General features: G+C 46.0%; 15 protein-coding genes. 1 reads left to right on the top strand and 14 read right to left on the bottom strand.

Features of this window, described 5'->3' with window-relative positions; all coding sequences use genetic code 11:
• Positions 1 to 10: 10 nt before the first annotated feature.
• The 4 genes from ACYVG7_RS15465 to ACYVG7_RS15450 form a co-directional block, all read right to left on the bottom strand.
• Positions 11 to 154: a hypothetical protein gene (locus ACYVG7_RS15465; RefSeq protein WP_337226113.1), complete on the bottom strand. Its 144-nt coding sequence runs from the start codon at positions 152 to 154 to the stop codon at positions 11 to 13.
• 82 nt (positions 155 to 236) lie between these two features.
• A complete protein-coding gene (bet, locus tag ACYVG7_RS15460) occupies positions 237 to 1,055 on the bottom strand; it encodes a phage recombination protein Bet (RefSeq protein ID WP_000414662.1) in 819 nt (272 codons plus the stop codon).
• A gap of 79 nt (positions 1,056 to 1,134) precedes the next feature.
• On the bottom strand, positions 1,135 to 1,554 hold the full coding sequence (locus tag ACYVG7_RS15455; RefSeq protein WP_460883987.1) for a single-stranded DNA-binding protein: 420 nt from the start codon (positions 1,552 to 1,554) through the stop codon (positions 1,135 to 1,137).
• A gap of 15 nt (positions 1,555 to 1,569) precedes the next feature.
• On the bottom strand, positions 1,570 to 1,896 hold the full coding sequence (locus ACYVG7_RS15450) for a plasmid-related protein (RefSeq protein WP_115389060.1): 327 nt from the start codon (positions 1,894 to 1,896) through the stop codon (positions 1,570 to 1,572).
• A 367-nt stretch (positions 1,897 to 2,263) separates the two neighbouring features.
• Here ACYVG7_RS15450 and ACYVG7_RS15445 point away from each other — a divergent pair, with 367 nt between their 5' ends.
• A complete protein-coding gene (locus ACYVG7_RS15445) occupies positions 2,264 to 2,866 on the top strand; it encodes a hypothetical protein (protein WP_460883986.1) in 603 nt (200 codons plus the stop codon).
• 115 nt (positions 2,867 to 2,981) lie between these two features.
• Here the strand turns inward: ACYVG7_RS15445 and ACYVG7_RS15440 are convergent, their stop codons facing one another.
• The 10 genes from ACYVG7_RS15440 to ACYVG7_RS15395 form a co-directional block, all read right to left on the bottom strand.
• Positions 2,982 to 8,756, bottom strand: a complete 5,775-nt coding sequence (locus ACYVG7_RS15440; protein WP_460883985.1) for an ATP-binding protein — start codon at positions 8,754 to 8,756, stop codon at positions 2,982 to 2,984.
• A 324-nt stretch (positions 8,757 to 9,080) separates the two neighbouring features.
• Positions 9,081 to 12,773: a conjugal transfer protein TraN gene (traN, locus tag ACYVG7_RS15435; protein ID WP_460883984.1), complete on the bottom strand. Its 3,693-nt coding sequence runs from the start codon at positions 12,771 to 12,773 to the stop codon at positions 9,081 to 9,083.
• A gap of 2 nt (positions 12,774 to 12,775) precedes the next feature.
• Positions 12,776 to 13,804: a TraU family protein gene (locus ACYVG7_RS15430; protein WP_024008827.1), complete on the bottom strand. Its 1,029-nt coding sequence runs from the start codon at positions 13,802 to 13,804 to the stop codon at positions 12,776 to 12,778.
• Entirely contained in the window at positions 13,788 to 14,915 is a 1,128-nt protein-coding gene (locus tag ACYVG7_RS15425) for a TrbC family F-type conjugative pilus assembly protein (protein WP_460883983.1), read from the bottom strand. Before ACYVG7_RS15425 ends, ACYVG7_RS15430 begins: the two co-directional genes overlap by 17 nt.
• Positions 14,916 to 14,922: 7 nt before the next feature.
• A complete protein-coding gene (locus ACYVG7_RS15420) occupies positions 14,923 to 15,435 on the bottom strand; it encodes a S26 family signal peptidase (RefSeq protein ID WP_188708039.1) in 513 nt (170 codons plus the stop codon).
• Positions 15,419 to 15,766 carry a plasmid-related protein gene (locus ACYVG7_RS15415; RefSeq protein WP_379962571.1) on the bottom strand — a complete coding sequence of 116 codons (348 nt, stop codon included), beginning with the start codon at positions 15,764 to 15,766 and terminating at the stop codon, positions 15,419 to 15,421. Before ACYVG7_RS15415 ends, ACYVG7_RS15420 begins: the two co-directional genes overlap by 17 nt.
• Positions 15,759 to 18,158 (bottom strand): type IV secretion system protein TraC, encoded by a 2,400-nt coding sequence (gene traC / locus ACYVG7_RS15410; protein ID WP_379962570.1) that lies wholly within the window; start codon positions 18,156 to 18,158, stop codon positions 15,759 to 15,761. Before traC ends, ACYVG7_RS15415 begins: the two co-directional genes overlap by 8 nt.
• Positions 18,158 to 18,850 carry a DsbC family protein gene (locus ACYVG7_RS15405; RefSeq protein WP_460883982.1) on the bottom strand — a complete coding sequence of 231 codons (693 nt, stop codon included), beginning with the start codon at positions 18,848 to 18,850 and terminating at the stop codon, positions 18,158 to 18,160. The genes traC and ACYVG7_RS15405 overlap by 1 nt, the downstream gene beginning before the upstream one ends.
• A gap of 144 nt (positions 18,851 to 18,994) precedes the next feature.
• Positions 18,995 to 20,440 carry a sigma-54-dependent transcriptional regulator gene (locus tag ACYVG7_RS15400; protein ID WP_460883981.1) on the bottom strand — a complete coding sequence of 482 codons (1,446 nt, stop codon included), beginning with the start codon at positions 20,438 to 20,440 and terminating at the stop codon, positions 18,995 to 18,997.
• A gap of 2 nt (positions 20,441 to 20,442) precedes the next feature.
• On the bottom strand, positions 20,443 to 20,936 hold a 494-nt coding region (locus ACYVG7_RS15395; protein WP_460883980.1), incomplete at its 5' end, for a hypothetical protein.

Below are 20,936 nucleotides of genomic sequence, written 5' to 3'. Positions count from 1 at the left end.
GGTTAAGTGGTTACTTTGCAGCTTGTGCTAACGCTGTTTGGTGCTGAACAACACTTGCTTGAAGCGAATCAATTGCCGTTTTACCGACTTGAATCGAACCTACGACAAGGGCAACAACCAATACCAAGCGAAAAAGTGAGGCTGATTTAGTCATGGAAGATCTCCAAAAAAATGACGAGACCTTCCCCCTGACGGGAAAGTAATCCCGCCAGGGTTAGTAAAATGAATGCGTGGCGCTAAGAAGCTAAAGGCTGTGTGAGCGCTTTGGCTGCTTGTTGCTGTGCATTAAATATTTCTTGTTTCGCAAACGTCAGCTCAACACCTTGAAAATGTTCATTGGCATATTCCAATGCACTATTCCAAGCGTTTGAAGCTTCCGCACGCTCGATAAGCTTGTAAACAAGCCCTCGGGTTCGATCATCAACTTGCTCGGGTGGAATCACCGATGGCTCAACAACGTGTGTTGCTTGGCCTTCGATAATTCGCTCTGCTTCGTCTTGATCGAAAATTCCCACAAAGCCAAACGCAATGCGGGAACACTGGATCATGGATTTATGTCTTAGCATTCGCTTAGTGTGCGTCTGCCATGGACCATCTACACGGTAAGGGCCATTTTTGCCGTTACCTTCAAAAGGCGGTCGATAGACTTCATCCAGATACTCAGTGATTTTGACTGGGTGCGAACGGTCGCGCCGATAGATGATGCATTCCATCCATTCAGGGCATTCTTTAGCGCCATCCAGTGAGACTTTGTTTTCTGAAGTCTTAAACTCCATGCCATCAAACTGGTCGTGTTGATTGATGATGCGAGACCATCCATCGACACCTACCACTGGAATAATTCCAGCTTGTTTATCAGGGAACGCAAAAATCTCTTTGGTGAAAGGGTTCAAGCCGTACTGATCTGCAACCACCAAGAGCGCCATCATCTGCTCATTGGTCGGTGCACTACCGTCACGTTGCTTGAAGGCTGTTGCTTTTAGGGTATCGAACAACTTGTTTGGATCGACACTAAAGCGCTCAGCAAAGCGTTGGATTAGCTTTGGTTTTTCCATTGTGGACTCCTACAATCAAAGTGGGAGTCTGCCCCTGACGGGAAAGTACTCCCGGCTGGGTTGAAGCGTGTTTGCTCGGTTAAAAATCTGGTTCAGGATATGTTTGTGCCCAATTAGTTTGGGAGCCCGCATCATCCGCCGGTGATGGCTCAGATGCTTTGTTTACACTATCCAGAAGTAGAAACTCGTCCGCGTCCACTTCGGTCAATCGATGCTTAATGCCATCTTTCTCCCATGAGCGCGTGCGCTGAGGCCCTTGAACAAAAAGCTTCGCTCCTTTTTGGATCAAATCTTTTGCTCTTAGCCCTAACTTAAGTCCACCACGATCTCGAAAAACAACCCGATGCCATTCCGTATGCTCTTTGAGTTCATTGGATTGACGGTCGCGCCATTTCTCAGAAGTGGCCAGCGAAATGCTGGTCACTAAATCACCTGATGGATAGGCTCGCGTCTCTGGCTCAGAGCCAACGTAGCCTATGAGTGTTACTTGGTTTTTCATGATGTTCTCCTTGTCTTAGTTGAACTCTGTGCAAACAGTCGTTTCTGCCCGGCTGGGGAAAGAAGACTGACGACGCAGATAGGTTGGTATTTCGAGTAAAGCCATGTCGTACTGATGTGGCTCTTTGTAAAACGCAGATGTCAAACGGGGCATACCAGGAGCTTTAGGCACTGCCATTGGACGACGTTTTGGTTTTGGTGTGAGCAATCGCTTGATTTGAGTAAGTACAAATCGAAACGGGCGCACGCTTTGACGAGCAAGCAATCGCAAAAGCGACCAGCTCAGTTTTGCAAGCAACATAATGCCTGCGATTTGGATAATAAATCCGAAGATATATTCCATTGGTGACTCCTTATATTGGTTTTGAAGGAGTCACCCCCAACTGGGGAAAACTCCCCCAGTTGGGTGGTGAAAAGGCGAACCGTAAGGAACGCATGGTTGAGCATGTAAAAACATGCAGGCTATTTGTTTAAGGAGGCTAGCTACCTCTTAGTACCACTGCGAAAACTCAGCGGCGGGCTTCCTTTGAGCTCATGCTCTCAGGCGCAGATATCACTGAAACAGATCAGCAATATTTGATAGTCAGTGTAACCGTCTTATCCAGACAGGATAGTCAGAAAGATGCTCAATTCTTCCACCTAGCTGAAAGGCCATTACCTCACAGAGGATTAGGCTAGGGACTGATTATTGTCATATCAGGAGCAAACTTATGGCCCAAGCAAAACCCAATTACTCAAAACCCCTCTTTGAACAATCATTCACAATTAATAGCTTACAGGCGCAACGTGTCGTTGACCGTGTTTTTAGACGGACGGTCAGTGCGCTCTACGGAATCGATGTCGTTCTGCGCATCATTGGCGATGAGAACGAAATTGATGAAGTGGAACAGATCATTAGCCAGTTGATCGAGGATTGCGCTAAGGCGGTAGACAACGAACAAGCTCGTTTGGACAAACTGATGGAGTCCAACGGCATCGATGAAGTACCTGACTACACCGACCCGATAACCTTCAACGCAAAAATAAGTTCGCCCCAGGTTGGCCAGTTTGTTGGCTTAGTGCGCAAACTCGATGCGTTGATGATCTCAATGGACACACTCTGGTTAACTAGCGTGCTTAGCAACAAGCAACGTGTTGATGGCAACTACGCATGGCAACAGCGCATTATCAAACTTGCACGACGCATTATTGATATCGAAATTCGAGCACGAAAATCAGCCCAAGCTAAGGGTAAAGAAGCAGAAGTTGAGCAAGCGGTGCCTTCAACCGATGACGATATCACTGAAGAGGAAACAGATAACCCCGCCAACTAGCCAACTAGGCTCCCATCAACCAGCCCCTCTGGAAGGGGCTCTTCATCTTGTTGTATTTTCAATCAAAATCATTGTATTAGACCTAAGGCATCATTGCTGCACGAAATTCATATCGCTACAATTTACCAACTGAAAAGCTAAACACATGCTGATCGTAGTCTCTAAAGCTATCTTCAGATGTAAGCACTACGGCAGTGCAAACATAATAGCTTTTCTGCTTTCCTACGCTTAAGTTTAGCCATTTTCCAATTTTATCCCTGTTAACAGCGGTAAAAGAACCACAAAGAGAGCGGACTCCTTTCGGGTGAATAGGTTGCCAATCATTGTACCAGAATGATGAGAAGCCAATATTGTCATCACCGACGAAGTAACCAAATCGACTGCCGGAAGAAGATCCAATAATTTTTTTGCCTGCAATATTACATTTAGGGGTGTAGAGTCCCCTCGATTCAAGATCAGAGTGCCAATGACCATATCTCATAAATGGGTATGCAGTACTCGCTAATACAGTGACTTCAGACTTTTCACTTTCAGCAAACTCATATGACAACGGCTTATCTAAGAGGTTACCTACTGTTAGGCACCCAGAACGTTCCTCTATTTGAATGTTCGCTTCTTGCTCTAATTCCGTGATGACTTTTACAACAGTTAAATCAACCCAACGCTCATCATCAAGCTTAATAGGCAAAGAAATTGCTAACAGGTCAAGAGTGTTATCTTCTCTTTCAAAATTCGCCAACGCATCTTCAACATAATTAATCAAATTATCCCTAACGAGAGAACTATCTTCCTCCCATTCAGGCAGCCATTTTGGCTTTTGAGGTAGTAATCCCATATACGCAGGCTCGATAGGTAGTGCCGGTATCGATAAATGCTCTGCATAAGAATCGGGCATACCGAAAAATTGCTTTGCGACTTCTATTGTTCTCAGATATGCAGAACGACCACGATGACTTGCTTGCGTATAAAATTGCCCGGTAGCTCTTTGTCTATCACTACCTAGAAAGTAATCAATAGCAGCTCCCGAAGAAGGCTGATATTCGAATGTAGTGTTCCATTCTGATCGGTAATAACTAGTAAAGGGTAAACCGGTTCTTCGCTCTTCTTTTTTCAACCAAGAATTGTACAGGAGAGGTACATGACTTCCCTGGTAATATTCAAATCGATTATTTCCATTATCTAGACTAACAAAAGGATAAAATGGATAAGCATACTCCCCGAAATCATCCGGAGTTGATATTAATTCCGAGAGCATTAGATCAGACAATGTGGACCTTGCTTTGATATATTGGCCCAGATCATTTTGGCAAACATATCCCTTAGACTTTGCGATGAAAAATACGCATAACACTTCAATGCACTCAGATTCGAGCTTTCTTTTTGCTAAATCTTCCTTCAACAACTCCTCTACTCTTGGGTGCTGTCCTATCAAAAGCAGTGAAAGCTGGTCTAGTGCCCAAAGCTTAATAGAAGGTACCGGGAGCTTCAGCCTTGAAACTAAAAGTTTAACTAATGCTTCTTCGAGGGAGTCATCCTGACGCCAATCCCAGGCTGGCGCAGTAAGTTTAAGGTTACGAACGTCATCTTCCAGCTTTTCAACCATCGCTAAAGTAAATGCAAGCGCTTCATCTTTCCTACCACTATGAGAAAGTAAAAAGACTAATTTGTCGTTTGGAATAATTAAGCTTCCAAAATTATCCTTCCAGCTATCTAACTGTGATGTTGTAAGCTTTATGAACTCATCAATCCTTTTGGGGTATTGCTCTGCAACGACTTTAAGCCGACCAATACTATTCTCAGCTCGCTCGTACCAATCAGACCAACCGCCCATAGCCCTGTGGGCTGCAACCAAAAGCCCAAAGGCTTTTGCTTTGCCCTCTAACTTTTTGACACTGAAATAAAGGAGATCTAACAAGTATCGTTTGTCACTAAAACGATCAGAAAATGTCGATGATTGTGGTATTAAGTGCTGTAATAGCTCAGTCTCTTTACCCTGAACACTCCAATATTTGTACCATGTCTTCCAAAATTCACTTGTACTGTATTTACCTTTGAGCGCAACATTCAGCTCTTCAAACTTGTCGGGCGGATAATCTGATGGCTGCAACGAAATTTTTTCATCTAGTTTATCAGTCGATGAACGCTTATCTTCAGCCATGTCTTGAACTTTAATACCAAGCAAGTTCTCTATTTCATCACTGATATGAATTGCTTGTGAATTTTTTTGTTCAATTTTTTGTTTAAGAATTTGGTAACAGCTTGAGTGCAAACCTGTCAGATATAAATGTTTAGTTATAGGCGAAGAAAAGTCACATTTTTCAAGCAGCCTAAGTATTGTCTCTTCAGCATAATACCATTCGCCATCGCTAAGCTCTTGATCATAAACAGAAGCAGCTGTTTGCGGGTTTAATTTTGCTAATAGTGAAGATATGGAGTGCTTAGAGTGCCTAGTTTCATCTCCGTCGGTAAACTTGGATATATTGAAAACAATCGGAGATATCCGCTCTAATATTTCCAGAGCAGAATCTGGATCAGCTTCGGAAAGGTATTCCACAGCTGTCAAAACATCAAATATGGTGGGATCTTTGTGATGCCCGTAACCGAGCACATAATCCCATGTTTTTTTCATACACCTTTCAAAAAGGGCTAGATTATCGTGTTGGAATGCTATTTGAGCGAGTTCAAGGTAAGCATTAGAATTCTCAATTGTTTCTTCTAGCTCATTTAACTGTCGATCCTCTTCGAGTTCAATGAGTAGTACAACTGCATCATCGTCTAACAGTCTGAGACCTATCTCCTTATACCATAACCGAAGCCAGTCAACTCTGACTACACCAGAGTCAACAGTGTTCTCAAGTTCATCACGCGTGATTTCTGACTTGGTTGTTATCAGGTGACAATCGGCAGCAATTTCAATCCAATCGCGCTTAAAATTTATGTCAGCTCGTCGTGTGTCCCATTGGTCCCCATCCAATATTGGTTCCGAAGGAAACATCGCACAAACTACGTCAAAGTTTAATGTATTCCCTGCTAAAAGTTCATTTGCGATCCAATCTGAAAGCTGATTAAGCAATGCATAATGAGCTGACACATCCGCTCGATCTGATGTTGCACTAACTGGTAACCAAGAGAAGTCGCCTCCCGCACTTAACCTGATACAAAGTGAAGAAAAAAACCAGCTATGATAACCGCCAGTCTTTTCAACTTTGAAGACTGTTGCCGACAGGCCATCAAAAAGGTGAGTCTTAATACTGGCAAATTTTTTCTTAGAGAATATATCTAGAAATTGAGATAACGACTGTGAGGAAAAAGCGCTATATTCTGGCCTACGGGCAATATCTGCACCCTCTATAATGCTTAATCTAATTGCATCGAGTTCGATTTGACCGATATGATTTGAATTACTGGGTAAACACTGCCAAGCCCTGAAGAGCAGACCCAGCTCTTTTTTTGTACGGCATGCACGTCTAAAACTAGCCACATATCCATCGGGCCAATTAGAGAAGTTTCCTCCTTCAAAAATCACATCGTAGTTAAGGCTGTCAGTTAATACTCCTGCTTTTATCAATACAGCAGCTTCAGCTTCGTTATCTTGAGAGTGTCGTGAAGACAAAAGTTTGGTTTTAGCCCGATATCGATCAATAGCCTTCTGCGATAATAACTCTGCTTGTTCAACTGCCCCTCTATACCATAATGCAATTGCCAATATGGATAATTTGGTTGGTGAATACTCGTTTTGTCCTGATATTAATTCATTTATAGATGCTTCATCAGCTAATATAAGGGAAAGCGTACTTAAATTATTGGGGTCCCAAGTCTGGAATTCAGGTCCATTTATAAGCCGGGTTTTTAATGCTCTATGGCTATATGCTTCAGCATACTCAAGTTCTTCAAATGCATATGTTTCAGCTTCAGATAATAGCCTTATGCATGATTTGACGGGCATGCCAGTAATAAGTTTATCAAGTATCCAGTCCCTTACAACGCCTTCTCGTAATTCGGATGTGCTGCCCATTCGAGCTAAACAGGACCAAAGCCAATTATCCTTGAGATGAATAGGTGCGCTTAATTTTAGCCATTCACACACAGATGGCAGCAAGGCACTTATTCGTTCTTCGTGTTCTTCCTGACTTCTAACAAACACAACCAAGCTTTCATGAAAAGGCCTTACTCCACAAAGCCCTTCAGACAGCATGTGTGCAACGGCATCAACGCTCGGAGCATATTCATGAATATCTTTGACAACGGAACCAATCGCCTGTCTCGGCCATGCAAATTGAAATCCACTGCAAAGGTGGAGAACATCCTTTTGTCTATAATTGAGGTTACGCCAAAGCTCGGAATAGTAAGTAGTAATATTGCCATCGGAGCATGGAGGAAGCTTCTCAATTTGCCAAGAAGAAAGTGCTAATCCATGATGAGACAGATACTCAGATGAGTAGATTACATGCAGAGGATAGCCATTTGTAGCTTTTAATAACGCGCCAGCACTTGTCTGAATTTCTTCATCCACATGATGCTCATGACAGTTTAAGAATAATCGACCAGATTCAATATGAAGTTTTAAATACTCGTATATCGAATTTCCAGACATTTCAGGCAACCAATGCCAATCATTCTTAGGTGAATAAGTAAGTAGTGTGTGAGGGAGTAATTCATCGTCAACTGGTTGCGTTCCAACAAGTATCACTAAGTTATCTGTTGTAGGTAGCAATTGTCTGAAGGTTTCGTCCAATGGCTTTTTATTTTTGGCATTGTCTCGCCAAACATGATCCAGCCCATCAATTAATACTAAAAATGGTTTCCCCTTGTCTTTGTAATAATTTGCGCAGGTTACCAGTGCATCACGCAGGTTTTCAGGATGGGATGTACTTGCATTTGCTTCTTTGTGAAAACTATTGATTTGATGTAGCAGCGATTCAGCGACGATTCTTGGGCTTAGTCTGTCTTCAGTTGTATCCCCCAACGATAAGAAATAGTGATGACGTAATAGCGGAATTTCCTGATCTTCCAATTCTTGACACAAAAACGATAGATACGTACTTTTTCCAACACCAGGCTTGCCCGTTAACGTAATGACTTCGCCGTCCGAGCTGCTAATACGAGCAAGTAAATTTTCGTGAAAATCTGAATTTGGGAGGCAATAATCCTCAGGCACAGAGAATATTTCAGGTATGGGCTCCGGTCTTTTTGGTGATAAAACTTCTCTAACATGATGAAGATAAATCCAACCATTTTCTGGGGGATTATTCTGAAACATTGCCCATTCACGTGCTCTTGCGACAAGCCGCTCAACGCCTGTATCGTCGGAAAACTTCAAAAGCTCGGCTCGAACACTACGCTTTATCGTAATGTAGTCTCCATCACTATGTTGGACGGTCAACTTCGAAAAAAGAAACATAGCGGCTTCGTGGCTTCCTAATTGTCGGATAACCTCTTGTTGTGAGTCACCATCAACCTGATTAAAGTCTATTTTGGAACCACGCAGGCAGGACTCCATAGATCTATCCGGCCGCTTGTTGGTCAATAGAACTACATCCCCAAGCTTTTCAGCAGGCACAGCATTAATAGCATCGTAAAGCTTTTTAAGAATGGAACGAGATCTAGCTGTTTTACCTGAGATTTTTAATAACCAATCCCACGTAAGGCAGTTTTCGCCCTTCTCAGGGGAGGGGGTAAATTTAACTTGCCAAAAATCTTGAACGCCATTTGGTCGTTCACAAACAACATCATCTATGCCTTCAGGTGTTTCATTGCCATCCGTATCGGCTTCAAAGGCCACCCTGACATACTGAGAAGGGCTATGAAGCCATTCCGCAAGCAGTTTTACGCCCTGCAGCGTCTGATAATCATAGCCTGTATAGATAATTGCTGATTTTTTGACTTTCATGGTATGCGGGCACAACTTTGTCACTTTTCCATAAGATCAGTAGTTTGCCATCTAATATCAGCTTGCCCAATATAAACTTATCCGAAATCGAGTGTTTTTAGCCATAGATCTAACACACTTTTGCCCAAAAATGAGTTTGTCCGGCTGTCAGTTCCTTGCTCATAGTTTTCAGTCCGAAGAAGTCCAATCCTATTCGAAACTGTAAGACAGATATGAGCTACTTCACATCTGTTGCAAACTAATCGCAACACATATCAATACATATTTATTATTCTTATATGCTCTATTAGCCCAGTTAAAACGGAGCTAATAGAGCAATTTCTTTTAATTATTTCCTGAAATTTCTTCCGTCGCCTCCTGACGCAGTTTCTGGGCATCCATTCCGTTTAGCCGTTCAATGGCTCTGTCTGCGGCACTTTGACGGTTCCCATCAACGTTTAGCGTACTTCCTGAGCCTGTGAGTCGTTCCAGATCCAGTGACGGTACTTCGGGTAAGTTGCCTGTTATCGATAAGATACCTATCCATTCATCCAGATTGACTTGGCTCCAATCCACTTGGTTTAACTGACTCGCGGTCAAACCTTCACAGTTTGGTGACTTCGCACTGCCCCAACCAAGGCCCAATTGAGGACGTACTTGTTCCTGAATGATCCGTGAAAGCGGCGAAGTAAAGCAGCAATATGACTGCCGTTTCTCAACACAGGCACCTAAGAACTTAGACTTGCAGTAAGAGCCTACATAATGGCAACTCTTCAATACCCGCTTAGCGTTCATTTCAAACTCACTCTGCTCACATTTCCAGATAAGTTGAATGAGGATCATGGTGACTGAATAAATCATGTAGGCCGTCATAACCGTACTCAGAACCGCGCCCGCAGCGCCCCCCAGGGCAAAGTTACCGCCCGAAACAACACCATCGGCTCCAACCGCGCCACCAACGTTACTAAACAGTGCCGATTGGGCCCCCGAACCAAAGGTAGTACCTACCCATTCAGCCGTTTTGTTGGTCAACACCTGCATGAAGCCAGTCGCAGCTTGCTCCGCTCCCGCGCCAGCAGCCGTTGATGGCCCAGCTCCCATGAGAGAGTCCCATGCTGACACAAAAGGCTCTTTGACCGCACTCCAAGTGCTCGTGATTGGCTCCCTGAGCGTATTCCACGAACCATAGATTGCCGAAGACGGATTCATGGCCATGACTGCCGTATCAAGCTTGTTAACCGCCACTATCATCGTAATGTAGTCCGATAACGACACGCCACTTGGCTTTTCACAGCAATCGACTATGCCGCCAACGGCTTTTTTGCACTGGCCAGCATTACCTTTAAAGACCGTACACTCGACGTTATCTTGGCCATCAGCGCCCGTACATGACATATCATTGGTCATAAACTGCGCCGCATTAAGCATCGCTGCGGCTTCTGCAAAGTTAGCCTGCTTGATTGACTCTGGCTCTAAACAATCTGTGCCCATGCAGCGAACTGGCCCCTCACAGTTGTATTGAGTTTCCATTCGTGCATTTTGCACTTCGACGCTTTGTCCGCAGTCATACACCAAACTTTGGATATAGCAGAAGCCTTCATGACCAGCCCCGCCTTCAGTGCATTCGGTTCTGACGTACTGGCAGGCCGGGTTTTGCTCTAGCGCGGCACACGTATTGGTGGTCGTGTTTTGTCCGTTATTGACGATGGTTTGTGTATTACCATTGGCATCTACCCAGCTATCTGAGCTGCCCATGTTGAACTCTGGGTGAGCAGTCGAAGCATTGTAGGTCGCTCTTGCCCTCCAGCATGAGAGCCCCAGTCCATCAGAACTGCCGCGACTGGTTAAATGAGCAGGAGACGAAACAACCGCCGGATAAAGGCTTCCCAGATTGGCCAACTCGCCACTACCAACCGTTAACCCGTCGATTCGTTTTGTGCCCGTATCCAAACACCGCCACTGAACCGCAGTAAACTGATCTGTTTGCATCAAGCATTGGTCTATGCCCGGATCACTTGATTGATGAACAACGTCTTGCTCTAAGTATTTGCCAGAGAAGGCCAATGAAGCGCTCAGTTTCGCAGGAGCCAAACACTTCTGAACTTCTCGGCTGCAAGTATCGAAATCGACTTTGTTCCAGCCGGACTCACATCTGGAACGCGTGACTTCCTGCGGTTCATGCCACGAAATAATCGACCCATTAACGACCTTGCACAATGAGCCAACCAAGGTTCCTTTTGGACAGGTCATTTCAGGGTATTTAATGGACGGTTTCGTCTCTGTGACCGTCTCCTTGTTGCCCGTCAATGAGAGTGTCGTTTTCCAGCCATTTGCCTTGGACGGCGACTCGGTGATTTTTATCTCAGTATTTTGATTATCAAACACTCTCAGCGTCGCGTTTCCAGTTTGCATAGTGCTGCTGTGCTGTGGAACAAAGCTGAGCGTTTCAGAGCTAAAGCAACCGCGCTCAATGGACCAGCTTTGTTGATGGGTTTCAGCGGATACACGTCGTTCTAACTGACACTCAGTAAGCGTGCTGATCTTCTCGCACACCTGGTAATCCGGTACATGCTTGGTTTCAGTAAATGGCGTAATCGTCTGAGTAGGCTCACAGGCCTCAAAACTACTTGGCATAAGGTTGGATACCACACACTTTGGATCACTGGTTTGCAAACCACAGTCATAGGTATCGGTAAAACGAATGCATTCACCTTTATCATTGGTTTCGGCACATACTGACGACATGAATCCACAGGAAGGATTCGCTTCAAGCACTTGGCAAGCCTGATTTTCAATCCCCTTATAGCTTTCATCATCCACACTAACTTGTACACGCCGACACAAAGGCGATATGCCAGCCACTGGGCTTGGGGCAAAGTAGGATTCACAAACTGAAACACCATTGACCACCGTACATCCGTTGGTTGAAGACGGCTGATCCGTGCATTGAATGCTGTAGTCTGAAAACTTCGTCGGGATATCCGCTGCTTGTTCAATACAGGATTGTGGCGACCAACTATCATTCATCACCACCTTGGTTGGATCAAAGCGCACCTTGATGCGTGCATACCCCTCACCACTACCCGTAACCGATACGCGAATTTTTATCGGCACTTCTAAACCGGGCTCTACCGCTTTTAGCTTGGCAGTGAGGTCAGTATTAGGATTGCGTTCCCAACTGGTACTGAGCTCGCAGCGACCTGACGTTTCTGGTGGAAAGTTATTGTTCGGCCCAGACCAGACTTTCTGATCGCCAAGCCACACTTGCATGTAGTCATCCCATTTAGCGTACTCAAGAACGGCTGAGGTAATCGCATCGGGGTTCACGACTTTGAGTGTGATGGCCTGTTCAAACACTTTACAACGGCCACTCCAGTAGTTGTCGCCAATACGTCCTATCCAAACTTCAAGACACCCCTCACCACAAGAGCGAAGGTTCATCGGTCCTGAAACATGCTCAATAATGCCTGCCGTGTAATCGTGAGTAATAGTGCAGCTGTTAACCGCTGTATTGAGCCTGTCACATTGCTGGTAATTTGGGCTGCCTTCACCTTGAGACTCACAGCCTGGGAAGCTTTGCGTTAATAGATTTGGGTCAGTTTGAACCGCATCGGTTAATGCCCAAAGCGGATCATTGACCATATCTGGCCGAGACCTGTCTTTGATTTGCTGTAGAGACCGAAACGCTTCACCCGTAGCGCCACTTTCGGATGCCATGCTCTCTTGCCGCTGTGTCCCCAATTGATTCATGCTGGCATCAGAGCCATAAACGCCCGTTAAGACATCCAATGAGCCCTGATCCATACCAGGGAAAAGCTCTTGCAAGTTAATGGACTCATTACCACCGCCATTCGGCACCGACAATGTATTGCCATTGAGTGCGGGCATCGTCCAGTTTTGCAGCAATTGCTTACCTTCTTGTTGTCCGCTTAGGCCGGATTGGCGCTGCACATCAGCGGCCACACCATGTAAGGGCAAGCACGCCATAGTGATTGATAAAACACCCGCTAAAACTCGGGTAAAAAGTGTTGGTTTCATATTTAACCTCCCGAGTTACAGCAGTCTTGCCAGCGCCACAAAATGTAGAGCGCATCTTCACCGGCACCAGGGATTGTTCGCCACTCTCCCCATTTCATGGTGCTTTCACCGATGACATGCGCACTTTCAGTTTCCGGTACAGGGAAGAACATACTCATCTTGTATTGGGATTTCGGCAGCATGGGTTCGATAACAGGTCGGCATAGCGCACTGTTCCCCATTGTTCGCCTAGCAAGACCACGCCTGTGTTGAGCCGCGATTGCACGCGCCGCTAAATGGCTGGTGTTTTCTGCTAATGAGCCGAAGGCTAAGGTGTGGCCAGATAAGGGATAGAGATGGCCCCAACTGCCAGCACACCAAAACAACTGGTCGATGGGTTTACCAAGCGTTGATGAAGCAGCGTCAGCGGTACAAGCAGATATAGCCAATGGATTGGCAACGGCAGCCGCTTCAGGCTGAGTAAAAAAGGCCAGTTCATCGTTCAGCCATGTTGGGTCCAATTCCGACAAATACATCAAGTCAAAGTCCATGTAACCATCGGCATTGCAATTGCCATCCATGAACAAATCGAGCATGACCAGAAGCGGAAAGGCGTAATAATGGTAATGGTAGAAAGCGAGATCACCGGTGTCATATTCACCCTCGCCATGACCACCTTGCAGTCGCCTATCACCTAACGGTAAACGAATCCCTCCCAGGGAAGGCGAACAACCCGGCGTTCTGACCAGTTCAATCAGACGCGCTGGCTCCCACATGCTGGTAACAATACCTGGCCTTGGCACACCTAAGTTGTCTTCACATAAGCAAAACGACTTGTTTGATGCGCCGCTTGGGACACTGCCAGAGCCAAGTGGAAGACCTGCAACCCGGATAGGAAAAATGCATGACCAGCAAACATCCGTCAGCAACTTACCGGACAATAAACCCGCGTCTGGGCAGGTCAGTTCGGCTTTAGCAGAAATAGATGCGCCCAGGACAAACATGACAACGAGAGTCCGCAACAGACGATACGTATTATTGAGCTTTTTCATGAACAAGCTCCTTTGCTGGAATCTCTTCTATTTCAAACGCGAGTCCCTTTGCTTGAACAAACGATGGGGTGACTTGCAGATCAAAGCGCTGCTTTAGCGAGGCATTGAGAAGGTAAACCGGACTGTCCAATGTCTTTTCGATCGCATTGAGGCGATTCCAGCCTTGCGCACGGTCGAGCTGCGTGGTGATAAGCGTAATGCGGCGCAGTGTCCTATCTTGCGTCTCAAGCCAATGCGCAACTGCGTCTACTTCTTCAGCGTCCGACGCATTAAACACCACGAGCTGCTGAGTAAATGGCAAGGCTTTGAGCGGGTTAATACGCGTTCCTGCTGGGATCAATGTTCGGCCATTGGCATCCAATAGTGGCCGCTGCAAGACGAAGGTTGGATCAACCGTTCTTATCCGATACTGCGTGGTTTTGGGTAAGTCAGTAAATGTTTGGCGAGACCAGAAACGCTCAATGGCTTTTTTCTTTAATGCACCCAGATCAATCGACTGTAAACGCTGCATCGCTACTTGCATCAAATCCGGTTCTAAAATCGAATGAATAGGACCGCGTTGACCCAATGAACCGGTATTGCCTGTTTCAATTTGACGCTGCAACCAGTCCTTGCTGTAAACCCCTAGTGCACTTGCAGTCACCTTGTCATCTTCTATGCGGAAAATGGCAGGCACGCTAGTCACCCGCCAGTGCACAAAGGCTTTCGGATCGATTCGAACCTGAGGAACAGGATCAAGCCCTGTCATCAGCGTATGCCAATCACGGATAGCCGCCCCCAAGGTCTTTCCTTCAGGAATTCCCCGAAACAACACAATAGCGCCGGTAGCACTGGCCTCTTTGAAAAGCTGCGTCAGTGACGAATCCCCCAGTGAGGACGACGCAAATATCAACCATTCATCGCTGTGTTTGAGCGACGCAGGTTGTTCAACCGGTGCAAAAGGCTCTATAAATTCAGATGAACCATCCACAGCACTTTGTAAAATGCTGCGGCTCATTTCGACGATCTTTTTGTCCTCGTCAGACAACGGATAAGGCTCTTGTGCCCAGGACACTTGCACCCAAGCCAATGGAGCAACCAACAAAAATAAGAGGCATAGTCTTCTCATCATCCACCTCCTACCAAAGCGGCCAAGCGCGACCGACAATCTGCTCGCGCTTAACGGCATTCCAATAACGGGAGTCGAAACTCGTTGCAGCCTCGCCGGAAAACCAATATTCGTTTTCTTGCAGCGTCAATGAGCGGCTAAATTGTGATTCCGCCACACCAAGACGCTGGGCTAATGCCATGCCGGTAGAGACTTCAGCACCGTTCACCAGCACATGCTCAGGCGTCACATTGACTTCATCCCCAGGCATCCCTGTTAGGCGTTTAAGCATCCGAGTACCGTCGTTATATAACGGAGCGAGTCCTTTTGAGTGGAAGGCATACAAACCATCCTTAACGGGCTCTTTATTCCATAGGTCAATCAGATACACCGTGGTATCAGGCAGGCAGCGCTCTTGCTGGGTATCAATACCTATTCGGTAGCGCATCATGGCGTAGGTGCCTACCAAGGCCATGATTAACGCAAGAACAGTCAACCGGATGAGGTATGGCCGCCAAGGCATTCTTTTACGGAGTATCTGCATGAGACACCTCCTTTGAGCCTACTGGCACAAATACGGAATCATCAGCACCCACCACCGCTTGGGCATCCAGCACGATAAAACCGGCTGTTTTTAACTTTTCAATTTGCTTATTGGTCTCAAGCAACCTGGATTCGATGTCTTGTTCGCTGGCATTGGGGCCCAGTGACAACACCGCCTCCCCAAAATCGACGACTGCAATGGGCGTACTTAACGCCAACTGGCTGTGGATGGGTTCGAGTGTTTTCATTAAGAGCCAGCTGGTCATTAAACCGCTGCCTGCAATAGACAAAGTAATAGAGGCCATAAATGGCCAAAGCGTGGACTTATTCATAGCCTCGCTCCTTCAACAACTGAGAGATGGCATCAGCAACAGAAAGGCCTTTGCGCGTTAACTGCTTAATCGCATTTACATCTTCTGCACGGGACGAGTACAACAGCTTGTGAAACGGATCGACGATGAGGCGGCCAATCCCGGTGCCCATTTCGGTAATAAAGAAAATTTCGGAATAGACACCCGTGACGGTATGAACCGTTTTCAGGTATTCGTAGCCGCCTTCACCTAGTGGTAAGCGGCCTTCTTTTTTGAGCGCGTTGATGGTTTCAGCTTTTTGGCCAAGCAGGTACATATTGGCCGAGTTTTCAGCGATGGCTTTACCTGTTGGGCTGTCATACAAATCGTTGACCGATTGCGTTACCGTTACAGCACTGCCACCATATTTTCGAAATCGCCGGTAACCCGTTTCGATAAATTTACCGACATCACCTTGAGTCAGCAGATCCCAGGCTTCGTCGATGAACACAATCTTGCGACGATCACGCTCACCTAAGTACATCTCTTGTTGGATTTGGTAGATAAGCTGAAGCAACACCACTTGTTGTAGGTGCTTGCGCCCCTTGAGCTCTTCTAACTCCAAAACAGTGAAACGGTTTTTGAAGCGAATATTGTTATGACCATTAAAGAAGCGGCCATATTCGCCCTGTGTCGTAAACGGATAGAGCTGCTCACCCACGTCCTGCACACGTCGGTCTTCATGATTTTTTAAAGCCTCTGCCACATCATCAACCAACATGGCACGACCTTTTTTCTCCCACAGTTCACGGGTCTGACGCTTTAGGTTGGCCATCTGAAAATCGGTTAATGACTGCGTAGGTGCGGCCATTGCGGCCAATAACCCACCCAGTACATCCGCTTCTTCGTCATAGTCCTCAACGATTTCAAACGGATTTAAGCAAATGCCACTGTCCCGCCCGAACTGTAAGAACTCCCCGTCATAGACTTCACACAGTTTTTCATAAGAGCGGCCAACATCAATCACCCAGCATTGCCCGCCTTCAGATAAGTAGGAGGAGATGATTTCGTTCACCAGGAATGACTTACCCGATCCCGATTGCGCCGCTATGCAACAGTTGTAATTACTGCCCGAGTCATAAAGGGACACACTCATGATCTGGCCATTACGGGAAACAAAGTTAATCACTGGCGTGCCCGTGCCTTTCCAATCCGCAAACAAAGGCAGCAAAGGGATTACATGCCGTGTCGCCATGGTCTTGAATCGAAACAAGTCGTTCATCGCTTGGCGGTCAGCACCAAATGGCAAGGCATTCAGGAAAATGGGCAAACAGAAGTACTTGTCTTCCATCAGCTCAAATCCAAGTTCTTTGAAATAGGTTCGAGCATTTGAAACAGAGCTGATGGACGCCTCTTCCGTTGGGGAAAACAGCGTTAAGGTCATATTTGCCCGAATAGGACGATCACCTTCTTGCAAGGCTTCAAAAAGAACATCGAACCCCTTTTTCTTGGCTGCAAGCACCGGCACAAACTTGAGCATCGGCCCATAGGCCTGATTAACCGCCCATTGACGCTTCGTCTCTAGACGAGATCGCATCGCCTCAGCTGAAGGAAAGTGAATGGTGACATTCAGCAAAAAGCTTCCGCGTAAACCGCGACTGCCCGTCATCATATCGCCCGCAAAACTTGCGGCATGACCAAACCAGATCCGCTCAGGCAAGCGCTTAAACGATAAGGTTTTAACTCGGTAATCGCCCAGCATCAGACCTTGGCTATCCACCTTGATAGCTCGGTCATAATCCAACACTTGCTCCCGAAGTGGTTTATCTGCCTCACTGCGGATTGGTGATGGATTACGCCAGGAAGCATCTTTTCCCCAGTTAAGCTGCGCACTTAATGCCGCGAGCCAGTTTCGGTCAGTCATCTCCGTGACGCGAAAACCAACCGTTGCCAGCGCTTGCGAGAAAGAAGCCCGAAGCGCGGATGCTCGACTCAACTCACGCTCCGTCGGTATAGGACTTTCCAAAGGCAATTTGCAGGTGACGATCAGTTGAAAGTTGCGTACCTGAGTCTGGGTCGATTCTTCTATCGGTTGAACCGTGCCCCCATCGAGGAATTCCGCACGTTTGCGTATCGACGCCCTGAGTAATGGATCGGATTGACGATGCCGTAAGCCCATCATGCGTTGAAGGTCGGTTTGAATATCAGGCGAGGCGTACAGGCCAAATTGCAGCAAAGTGTCTTTTGGCCAGTCGTTGTTAAGTAGAACATTAACCCTGTCTGCAACAGACTCATCACCACCCGGCAATGGGTCACATAGAAAACCAAAGCCAACACTCTGGTCTTCCATGAAAAACAGTTGCTCATCGTCTGAATAGGCCAATACTGGCAAGAGCTCTGAAGCGCGTTGCCCTGAATACAGAGAGGCTTTCATTAACGCCCCTCCAACCAAGCAGAAAGATCATAAGGACGACCTCGGCTGATGCGACCATCATTGGCGACGATGAAAGGCACACCTTGAATGCCCAGAATTTGAGCCGTCACCAAAGTACGCTGCATTGGCTCCAAGTTGCAGGCATCATCCTGATCTAGGTTACCAATCCGGCCACTGAGCAATGCATCGGTGGCCGCTTTCCTGTCACGCGCACAGCCAAGCTGGCGAACCTGACGCTCTGAATCAGGACCAAGCACTGGCACAGGGAGAATTTGGAAGGTGTATTCTTTGGTTAACGGTAAGGCTTGTTTCAAAAGCTCATGGCAATGCGGGCATCGTGGATCAACAAAGACCACCACTTTCTTTTTGCCTTCACCCAGCGTCAGTGGATTCAAATCATCCATTTTTAAGCCAAGACGACTTAAGTCCAGCGTGTTCCCCGCTTCACGAATTTCTTCAAGGCTGGTAAGCGGCTTTTTGGACCAGGCATCATAGAGCGTGCCATCAATGACGAACCGGCCACTGTCTGACATGAAAACAATACGGCCATTGCTTTCGACCGCTTTCATACCCGTGACTGGCAAAGAAACCATGCCGTCAATTTTGCCAACGGGCGACACTTCAGACACAGGTTCAGCTTGAACCAAAGGAGAAAGCGCAAGCGCCAGAATAATTGGAGATATTTTTCGCATGAGGAGTCCTCGTTAATGTAAATCGAGGCTCCAGTCTATGCAGTTGTCCTATATGGACTCGGTTAGATAGATTGAAGAATTTGTCGTCTTGCTAAGCAGCACCAACACCAAATCTTAATGAAAACAATCACACACTAAAAAAACTCAATTGTCTCTCATATACTTTTGCAAAGTTTTTTGATCTACCTTCAATGCTTCTGCGGCTTTAACCCATGTACCGAATTGCTTTTTGGCAGCTGTTGCAAATTCCTTATGAAACGCTTTCATTAACTCATCCTTAGTTGTCTTGGATAAATCACCAAATGCAAACCTTGTGTCAGGACTATCCTCCTGGATAACAGGCTCGCCCAACGCAGCTAATGAGCTAGAGATTGCCGACTCTGTAGTTTGGGAGCTCAAAAAAGCACAAGACATGTATGCCAGCTTTTTTAGGTCACGTAAGTTACCTGGTAAATATGCCGATTTAAAAAACTGGATTAATTCATTTGACACTGGAGCTTCCGCAGGCAGATTGGGGTTAACATTAACTTCCTGCCAGATTCTTTGCCAATCCGACAGAATATCTTCTCTGCATGCACGAAGTGGAGGTATTGTTATTGTGAGCATGGATACACGATCAAAGAAATCAGCATCGAGTATCGTTGCCAATTGCTCAAGTGATTTATTACTCGCACAAACTAGCTCGAAGTCAGATGCTTCCTCAGTGTCACTTCCAACAGGGCGAAAACTGTGATGGTTATCTTGAAGCACTCGAACCAGCTTTCGCTGAACCGAAGTTGGTAAATCTTGAATCTCATCCAAAAACAAAACTTTTCCATTTGCTTCTTTCAAAAGTCCATTGCGATCCTTTTCCGCCCCAGTGAAGGCACCTTTTACGTGGCCAAACAACATACTATCAACCACTTGAGAATCTAGTCCTCCACATGCAAGCGTAACAACCTGCTTTTGCTTTACCTTACCGACAACGGTTTCAATTAGCCTCGTTTTCCCTGTACCACGTTCACCCAGTACAAGTAACGGAGCTTTGGGAACACAAGAGAACTGCTTTAACGTTTGTAATGCATCCTGCCTTGCTTTTGATTTAGAGTCTAAATCGTAAAGGGCGTAACCGCCCTCTGAACTTGAAATAGCAGAGATCTCTGCCAAATACGTATTTACACTGAAATCAACTTTGGCAATGCTGGTTCTTTTGGTATCGGGGTTATATTGTGATGACCAGAGGATTGTTTCGCGTGGAAAATGCCCCCGAGCATGAAGAATCAACCAAACCGCATGCATCGCCGGAGTTCCCGGCGATACATTGATATGAAGATTCTGTTCAAGCTTTAGCTCTGGAATAATCTCAGACTCTATTGCGTGATAAATTTCGTTGTGATCAGCTGGGTTCTCGATAGCTACAGTTCGAAAGGTAATCTGTATATCGCCAAATTCATGCTCTTTGTACAGACTGTTATCCCCAGCTGACTGAGTAAGAACAATGACTTTGCCAACATAAACTTTACGATTCTTAAGCCGCTTTAACGCTTCGTCTAATACCTCAACACCAGCTCTTTTTGAGTGCCAACAAAGCAGTGTGTTTTTGTTATCCAAAGTTACACCTCCAATACAATTCGGGCGTTTGGCAATTCACTTTGCTTCAGCCTTTTTGCCATGGCAAGTTCGTATTCTTGACGAACTGTAATAGCTAACTGTTTTTTTGTCAGTCGAACAACCTTTGGCTCATAACTTTTTCTAGGCGCTCCTGAATCCTGCTTCTTAGAAGTTTCACCCTTAGCCGTTAAAGGTTTGAAATACTCTGGACTGGCGTTAGTGATAACCGGCGGCTCTATACGCCATTTATACTCAATCTTGTGCGATGTTTTTTCCCGCCAGTTTGCATTGGGTATTTTGGGTTGCTTATCCATATCAGACAAACAATCTGCTTTTATAGGAGATAACTCAACAATGTCTACTTCGCTGACTGAGTACCTCTTGAATGTATTATTTTCCCAAGCTTCAAAACCACTGCATATTCCCACGCATGGCGATCGCTCAATAACATTCATGCCGATCACGTAATAACATCCATGCCGATCACTCAATAACA

This window comes from Pseudaeromonas pectinilytica, assembly GCF_054780855.1.
This window is presented reverse-complemented; position numbering and strand designations above follow the sequence as displayed.

Bases quoted from the DNA above. Each gene is read 5' to 3' on its own strand.
- ACYVG7_RS15405 (WP_460883982.1), bottom strand. From the start codon at position 18,850: ATGCGAAAAATATCTCCAATTATTCTGGCGCTTGCGCTTTCTCCTTTG.
- ACYVG7_RS15430 (WP_024008827.1), bottom strand. From the start codon at position 13,804: ATGAAAAAGCTCAATAATACGTATCGTCTGTTGCGGACTCTCGTTGTC.
- bet (WP_000414662.1), bottom strand. From the start codon at position 1,055: ATGGAAAAACCAAAGCTAATCCAACGCTTTGCTGAGCGCTTTAGTGTC.
- ACYVG7_RS15450 (WP_115389060.1), bottom strand. From the start codon at position 1,896: ATGGAATATATCTTCGGATTTATTATCCAAATCGCAGGCATTATGTTG.
- ACYVG7_RS15445 (WP_460883986.1), top strand. From the start codon at position 2,264: ATGGCCCAAGCAAAACCCAATTACTCAAAACCCCTCTTTGAACAATCA.
- ACYVG7_RS15455 (WP_460883987.1), bottom strand. From the start codon at position 1,554: ATGAAAAACCAAGTAACACTCATAGGCTACGTTGGCTCTGAGCCAGAG.
- ACYVG7_RS15415 (WP_379962571.1), bottom strand. From the start codon at position 15,766: ATGAATAAGTCCACGCTTTGGCCATTTATGGCCTCTATTACTTTGTCT.
- ACYVG7_RS15425 (WP_460883983.1), bottom strand. From the start codon at position 14,915: ATGATGAGAAGACTATGCCTCTTATTTTTGTTGGTTGCTCCATTGGCT.
- traC (WP_379962570.1), bottom strand. From the start codon at position 18,158: ATGAAAGCCTCTCTGTATTCAGGGCAACGCGCTTCAGAGCTCTTGCCA.
- traN (WP_460883984.1), bottom strand. From the start codon at position 12,773: ATGAAACCAACACTTTTTACCCGAGTTTTAGCGGGTGTTTTATCAATC.
- ACYVG7_RS15420 (WP_188708039.1), bottom strand. From the start codon at position 15,435: ATGCAGATACTCCGTAAAAGAATGCCTTGGCGGCCATACCTCATCCGG.
- ACYVG7_RS15440 (WP_460883985.1), bottom strand. From the start codon at position 8,756: ATGAAAGTCAAAAAATCAGCAATTATCTATACAGGCTATGATTATCAG.
- ACYVG7_RS15465 (WP_337226113.1), bottom strand. From the start codon at position 154: ATGACTAAATCAGCCTCACTTTTTCGCTTGGTATTGGTTGTTGCCCTT.